Source organism: Variovorax sp. KK3 (genome assembly GCF_001984055.1).
Taxonomy (GTDB): Bacteria; Pseudomonadota; Gammaproteobacteria; order Burkholderiales; family Burkholderiaceae_C; genus Variovorax.
Window position 1 is genome coordinate 55376 of record NZ_LYVO01000037.1, and the last position, 6862, is coordinate 62237.

At 67.1% G+C, this 6862-nt stretch carries 6 protein-coding genes; 3 read left to right on the plus strand and 3 right to left on the minus strand.

Translation table 11 applies throughout. The annotated features are described in order from the left end of the window. Nucleotides 1-36: 36 nt before the first annotated feature. The 3 genes from B0W80_RS18600 (at nt 37) to B0W80_RS18610 (ending at nt 4070) form a co-directional block, all read left to right on the plus strand. Nucleotides 37-960, plus strand: a complete 924-nt coding sequence (locus B0W80_RS18600; protein ID WP_077000641.1) for a polyprenyl synthetase family protein — start codon at nt 37-39, stop codon at nt 958-960. Between the two features lie 5 nt (nt 961-965). After that, nucleotides 966-2897, plus strand: coding sequence for a 1-deoxy-D-xylulose-5-phosphate synthase (dxs, locus tag B0W80_RS18605; RefSeq protein ID WP_083745484.1), 1932 nt, complete (start codon nt 966-968; stop codon nt 2895-2897). Nucleotides 2898-2990: 93 nt separating this feature from the next. Continuing rightward, a complete protein-coding gene (locus B0W80_RS18610; RefSeq protein WP_077000642.1) occupies nt 2991-4070 on the plus strand; it encodes a TRAP transporter substrate-binding protein in 1080 nt (359 codons plus the stop codon). 33 nt (nt 4071-4103) lie between these two features. Here B0W80_RS18610 and B0W80_RS18615 read toward each other — a convergent pair whose 3' ends face one another. The 3 genes from B0W80_RS18615 to B0W80_RS18625 form a co-directional block, all read right to left on the minus strand. After that, nucleotides 4104-4565 carry a hypothetical protein gene (locus B0W80_RS18615; RefSeq protein ID WP_077000643.1) on the minus strand — a complete coding sequence of 154 codons (462 nt, stop codon included), beginning with the start codon at nt 4563-4565 and terminating at the stop codon, nt 4104-4106. Then, a complete protein-coding gene (locus tag B0W80_RS18620; protein ID WP_077000644.1) occupies nt 4562-6115 on the minus strand; it encodes a TRAP transporter large permease subunit in 1554 nt (517 codons plus the stop codon). Before B0W80_RS18620 ends, B0W80_RS18615 begins: the two co-directional genes overlap by 4 nt. A gap of 110 nt (nt 6116-6225) precedes the next feature. After that, on the minus strand, nt 6226-6765 hold the full coding sequence (locus tag B0W80_RS18625) for a TRAP transporter small permease subunit (protein WP_077000645.1): 540 nt from the start codon (nt 6763-6765) through the stop codon (nt 6226-6228). Nucleotides 6766-6862 lie beyond the last annotated feature (97 nt).

Here is a 6862-nt window from a genome sequence, read left to right on the forward strand (position 1 = left end):
GGCGAACGCCGCAGCCGCAGGCGGAGGCTCACCAGAATGAGCGCCGTGCCACTGGAAGCCTTGCGCTGGGACGCGCAGCGCCTGGCTGCCTGGAGCGATCCGCGCCTGGCGCGCGTGGAGGCGGCGCTGTCGCAATGGGTCGGCGTCGACGCGCCGGTCCTGCTCGGCGATGCCATGCGCTATGCCGTGCTCGACGGCGGCAAGCGCCTTCGGCCGTTGCTGGTGTTCGCGGCCAGCGAGGCGGTGCACGGGCAGGGCGATGCGGCATTGCGCGCCGCCTGCGCTGTCGAGCTGATCCATGCCTATTCGCTGGTGCACGACGACCTGCCGTGCATGGACAACGACGTGCTGCGCCGGGGCAAGCCCACGGTGCACGTGAAGTTCGGCGAAGCCGATGCGCTGCTCGCCGGCGACGCGCTGCAGGCGCTCGCCTTCGAACTCCTTTCCCCCGACGACGATGCCATCGCGCCCGCCGTGCAGGCGCGCCTGTGCCGCCTGCTCGCGCGCGCGGCCGGCAGCCAGGGGATGGCCGGCGGCCAGGCCATCGACCTGGCGAGTGTCGGTCTCGCGCTCGACGAATCGCAATTGCGCGAGATGCACCGCATGAAGACCGGCGCGCTGCTGCAGGGCAGCGTCGAGATGGGCGCGGCCTGCGGCGGCGCCATCGATGCCGGCGCGCTGCAGGCGCTGCGCGACTACGGCGCCGCCATCGGCCTGGCCTTCCAGGTGGTGGACGACATCCTCGACGTCACCGCCGACTCGCAGACCCTCGGCAAGACCGCCGGCAAGGACGCCGCGAGCGACAAACCCACCTACGTTTCGCTGCTCGGCCTCGACGGCGCCCGCGCCGAGGCCGCCGCGCTGCTGGCCCAGGCGCTCGCCGCGCTCGACCGCAGCGCCCTGGCCGACACCGGCGCGTTGCGCGCGTTGGCTCACATGGTCGTGGACCGCGACCGATAACAACCATGGCCCCACTGCTCCCCACGATTCACGACCCCTCCGCGCTGCGGCAGTTCGACCGCGCCCAGCTCAAGCAGCTGGCCGACGAGGTGCGCAGCTGCGTGCTCGACAACGTGTCGCGCACTGGCGGGCACCTGAGTTCCAACCTGGGCACCGTGGAGCTCACGGTCGCACTGCACCACGTGTTCAACACGCCGCACGACCGTCTGGTGTGGGACGTCGGCCACCAGACCTACCCGCACAAGATCCTCACCGGACGGCGCGAGCGCATGCCTTCGCTGCGCCAGATCGGCGGCATCTCGGGCTTTCCGCAGCGCACCGAGAGCGAGTACGACACCTTCGGCACCGCGCATTCGTCCACCAGCATCTCGGCCGCGCTCGGCATGGCGATGGCGGCCAAGCAGAAGGGCGAGGACCGGCACGCCGTGGCCATCATCGGCGACGGCGCGATGACTGCCGGCATGGCCTTCGAAGCGCTCAACAATGCGGGCGTGCAGGACTGCAAGCTGCTGGTGATCCTCAACGACAACGACATGTCGATCAGCCCGCCGGTGGGCGCGCTCAACCGCTACCTCGCGCAGCTGATGAGCGGCAACTTCTACGCCGCGGCCAAGAACGTCGGCAAGAGCGTGCTGCGCGCCGCGCCGCCGCTCTTCGAACTCGCCAAGCGCTTCGAGCAGCATGCCAAGGGCATGGTAGTGCCGGCCACGCTGTTCGAGCAGTTCGGCTTCAACTACGTGGGCCCGATCGACGGCCACGACCTCGATTCGCTGGTGCCCACCCTCGAGAACCTGAAGCACCTGCACGGCCCGCAGTTCCTGCACGTGGTCACGAGGAAAGGGCAGGGCTACAAGCTGGCCGAGGCCGACCCGGTGGCGTACCACGGGCCGTCCAAGTTCGACCCGGCCATCGGCCTCGTCAAGCCGGCCACCGCGCCCAAGCAGACCTTCACCCAGGTCTTCGGCCACTGGCTGTGCGACATGGCGGCACAAGACACCCGGCTGGTCGGCATCACGCCCGCCATGCGCGAGGGCTCGGGCCTGGTCGAATTCGAGCAGCGTTTTCCCGAGCGCTACCACGACGTAGGCATTGCCGAGCAGCATGCCGTGACCTTCGCCGCAGGCCTGGCCTGCGAGGGCTTGAAGCCGGTGGTGGCCATCTACTCGACCTTCCTGCAGCGCGCCTACGACCAGATGATCCACGACGTGGCGATCCAGAAGCTGCCGGTGGTCTTCGCGCTCGACCGCGCCGGCCTGGTCGGGGCCGACGGCGCCACGCATGCAGGCGCCTATGACATCGCCTTCATCCGCTGCATCCCCAACATGAGCCTGGCGTGTCCGTCCGACGAGGCCGAGTGCCGGCAGTTGCTGTCGAGCGCCTTCGCGCAGAACCACCCGGTGGCCGTGCGCTATCCGCGTGGTGCCGGTGCCGGCGTGCCGACCCCGCCCGGCCTCGAGGCGCTGCCCTTCGGCAAGGGCGTGCAGCGGCGCCAGGGGCGGCGCATCGCAATCCTCGCCTTCGGCACCTTGCTCCATCCCGCCCTGGCTGCGGCCGAGGCGCTCGACGCCACCGTGCTCGACATGCGCTGGGTCAAGCCGCTCGACGTCGAATTGCTGCTGCAGACGGCCCCCACCCACGATTGCATCGTGACGCTCGAAGAAGGTTCGATCATGGGTGGTGCGGGCAGTGCCGTCGTCGAAGCCCTGCAGGCCGCCGATGTGCAGCGGCCCGTTCTGCAACTCGGCCTGCCCGATCGCTTCGTCGAACACGGCGACCCCGCGAAGCTGCTGGTCAGCATCGGGCTCGACGCGGCCGGCATCGAGCGTTCGATCCGCGAGCGCTTCGGCGTGGCCGATGCGGCCAACGCGTCCGTCTCTTCCGACTCTTCCGATGCGATCGTCATGGCCGCAGGGAAAACCCGGCCCGGCGCGATGTAAGCATTTTTTACAATGCCAAGCTGTCGACCCAGCGTCGGCGACGCGGCCACGAGCCGCGTTCTTGTTTTTTCCATGTACTCGGAGTCAACCTCAATGGATCGTCGTTCCCTCATCAAAAACGCAGGCATCGCCGGCGTTCTCGCCGCCGGCATCGCGCCTGCAGTCCACGCGCAGGCGGCTGTCCGCTGGCGCCTCGCGTCCAGCTTTCCCAAGTCGCTGGACACGATCTACGGGACGGCAGAGGTGTTCGCCAAGCAGGTGAGCGACGCGACGGGCGGCAAGTTCCAGATCTCGGTGCATGCCGGCGGTGAGCTGATGCCGGCCTTCGGCGTGGTCGACGGCGTGCAGAACGCCTCGGTCGAAATGGCGCACACCGCGCCTTACTACTTCTACGGCAAGGACCCGACCTTCTGCCTCGGCTGCGCGGTGCCCTTCGGCATGAACACGCGGCAGATGAACGCATGGATGTACGAAGGCAACGGCCTGAAGCTGATGCGCGCCTTCTACGCCAAGTACAACATCATCAACCTGCCTGGCGGCAACACCGGCGCGCAGATGGGTGGCTGGTTCCGCAAGGAGATCAAGTCGGTCGCCGACCTCAAGGGCCTGAAGTTCCGCACGAACCCCTTCGCCGGCAAGGTGCTCGAGCCTTTCGGCGTGATCCCGCAATCGATCCCCGGCGCGGACCTGTACCCCGCGCTCGAAAAGGGCACGCTCGACGCGCTCGAATGGGTCGGCCCTTATGACGACCAGAAGCTCGGCTTCAACAAGGTCGCCAAGTTCTACTACTACCCCGGCTGGTGGGAAGGCGGCCCCGAGCTCGACTTCTACATCAACACCAAGGCCTGGGAAGGGCTGTCGGCCGAGTACAAGGCCATCGTCGAAGCGGCTGCCGCGCACGCCAACATCACGATGACCGCCAAGTACGACGCGCGCAACCCGATCGCGCTGAAGCAGCTGGTGGGCTCGGGCACGCAGCTCAAGCCCTTCACGCAGGACGTGATGAACGCGGCCTTCAAGTCGGCGCAGCAGATCTACTCGGACCTGAACAACACCAACCCCGAGTGGAAGAAGATCTACGGCGACTGGGCCAAGTTCCTGGCCGACCAGAACGCCTGGTTCCGCTTCACCGAAGGCACCTTCGACCGCTTCATGCAGCAGCAGAAGCTCTGATCGGGGCCAGCCTCGAGCACGAAGCCCCGCAGCCTACTGCGGGGCTTTTTTCATGGTCATGCGTTCGGCGACGCGCTCGGCGAAGCCGGTCAACAGCCGCGCATCGGCCGAGTGGAACCACGCGACCACCGGGCCCTGCCGCACCAGCAAACGGGGCGCGATGATGCGGTCGAGCGGACGCCAGTGCACCAGCTTGAGCTGCGTGACCTTGGCGGCGTCTGCGCGGCGGTTCCATATCCAGGTTTGCGTGAGCACGTCGCCTTCGAGCCGGGTGCGGCTGTAGACGATCCAGTAGCCGGCCCAGACGATGCAGAGCATCGCCGCGCCGAAGAGCACCAGGCTCGGCAGCGACCATTCCGACAGGCGCAGCGAAGGCGCGCTCCACAGGCCGAACGCGAGCAGGTCCACCACCAGCACCACCGCCAGGATGCGCACGAAGCGCGGGTAGGCCGGGCTTTCCAGCGGCCCGGACGCTTCTGTCGCGTCGTCGCTCACTGCTTGGTGTCGGCGCCAGGCGCGGGAGCGGGCGGCTCCGGCTCGGGCATCGGCAGTGCATCGGGCTCGGCCGACTTCTTGTTGCCGAAGGGGTCGTCCATGTTGATGCCGCTGCTCTCCGGCCCGCTTTGCAGGTCGGCCGGCATCTCCAGGTTGACCTTGTCGATGTCGACCTCGACCTTCTTGTCGAGGAACACGGTGACGGTCTGCGGGAAGAAGATGACGATGGCCACCAGCAGCAACTGCAGGCCGACCCACGGGATGGCCCCGAGGTAGATGTCGCGCGACTCGATCTTGCGCGGCAGCGCGCCGTTCTTGAACAGCGTGTCGGCGATGCCGCGCAGGTAGAACAGCGCGAAGCCGAAGGGCGGGTGCATGAACGAGGTCTGCATGTTCACGCACAGCAGCACGCCGAACCACACCATGTCGATGCCCAGCTTGGCCGCCACCGGGCCGAGCATGGGCAGGATGATGAAGGCGATCTCGAAGAAGTCGAGGAAGAAGGCGAGGAAGAACACGAACACGTTGACGGCGATCAGGAAGCCGATCTGGCCGCCCGGCAGGCCCGACAGCATGTGCTCGATCCACTTGGCGCCGTCCACGCCCTGGAACACCAGCGAGAACACGCGCGAGCCGATCAGGATGAAGACCACCATCGCAGTGAGCCGCATGGTGCCGTTCATCGCCTCCTTGAGCATCGGCCAGTTGAGCCGGCGGTGGATGGCCGCGAGGATCAGCGAACCCACCGCGCCCATCGCGCCGGCCTCGGTCGGCGTGGCGATCGCGTGGTCCATGAAGGGCAGGCCGCCCATCGAGCCCAGCACCGCGAAGATCAGGATGGCCGACGGGATGATGCCGCGCAGGCACTTGGCCCACAGCGCCCAGCCCTGCAGCGTGCGCGCCTCGGCCGGTACGCCCGGCACGTAGCTGGGCCAGATGCGCGAGATGATGAAGGTGTATATCGCGAAGATGATCACCTGCAGGATCGACGGACCCCAGGCGCCCTTGTACATCTGGCCGACGTCGGTGCCGAGCTGGTCGGCCATCACGATCAGCACCAGCGAAGGCGGCACCAGCTGCGTGATGGTGCCCGAGGCCGCCAGCACGCCGGTGGAATAGCGCATGTTGTAGCCGTAGCGCATCATCACCGGCAGCGAGATCATCGCCATCGCGATCACCTGGCCGGCCACGGTGCCGGTGATGGCGCCCAGGATGAAGCCCACGATGATGACCGAGTAGCCCAGGCCGCCGCGCACCGGGCCGAAGAGCTGGCCCATGGAGTCGAGCATGTCTTCGGCCAGGCCGCACTTCTCGAGCACCGCGCCCATCAGCGTGAAGAAGGGAATGGCGAGCAGCGTCTCGTTCGACAAGATGCCGAACACGTTGAGCGGCAGGTTGCCCATGAAGCCGGCGGGGAACCAGCCCATCTCGATCGCGAAGAAGCCCGAGAACAGGCCCAGCGCCGACAGCGAGAAGGCGACCGGGAAGCCGATCAACATGATCACGACCAGCCCCGCGAACATGATCGGGGCGAAATTTTCCATCTGCATTTCTTATCCTGCCAAGCGGTGCGGGGGACGGGGCGAACTCGACGTCACGGCGCTTATGCGAGTGCCTTCGCCTTCGGCTGCGGTATTCGCCTTGGGAGCGGCCCGGCGGCTCATTGCACCGGCTTCTCGTAGTGCGTGTCCATCTCGATCAGGCCGCGCAGGTAGGCCACGCGCTTGATCACCTCGGCCACGCCTTGCAGGAACATGGCGGCGAAGCCCAGCGGCATCATCAGCGCCGCCGGCCAGCGGATCAGGCCGCCGATGTTGCCGGACATCTCGCCCGTGCGCAGCATGTTGAGGAAGAACGGAAAGGTCAGCCAGAACAGCAGGCCCATCACCGGCAAAAGAAAGAACAACAGGCCGAACAGGTCGACGAAGACCGGGCCGTGGCGCTTGAGCTTGCCGTAGATGATGTCGACGCGCACGTGTTCGTTGAGCTTGAGCACCAGCGGCGCGCCGAGCATCACGGTGGCCGCGAACAGGTACCACTGGATTTCGAGCCACGAATTGGAGCTGAAGTCGAGCCCGTAGCGGATGAAGGCGTTGCCGGCGGAGATGAGGGCGGCGGCGAGGACGGCCCATGCCGCGATCTTGCCGAGCTGGGCGCTGATCCAGTCCATGGCCAGCGCGAACTTGAGGAGTGCAGACAAGGTATGTCTCTGTGGGAGTTGGTTTCGGCGCCCGTCGGGTAGGGTCGGCGCAAAGCCTGCAATGGTAACGCCCTGTTGCCGGGGGCCGGTGGTGGGG

What these genes read in the sequence shown, in the direction of transcription:
- B0W80_RS18600 (WP_077000641.1), top strand. Translation starts at nt 37, where the DNA reads ATGAGCGCCGTGCCACTGGAAGCCTTGCGCTGGGACGCGCAGCGCCTG.
- dxs (WP_083745484.1), top strand. Translation starts at nt 966, where the DNA reads ATGGCCCCACTGCTCCCCACGATTCACGACCCCTCCGCGCTGCGGCAG.
- B0W80_RS18610 (WP_077000642.1), top strand. Translation starts at nt 2,991, where the DNA reads ATGGATCGTCGTTCCCTCATCAAAAACGCAGGCATCGCCGGCGTTCTC.
- B0W80_RS18620 (WP_077000644.1), bottom strand. Translation starts at nt 6,115, where the DNA reads ATGCAGATGGAAAATTTCGCCCCGATCATGTTCGCGGGGCTGGTCGTG.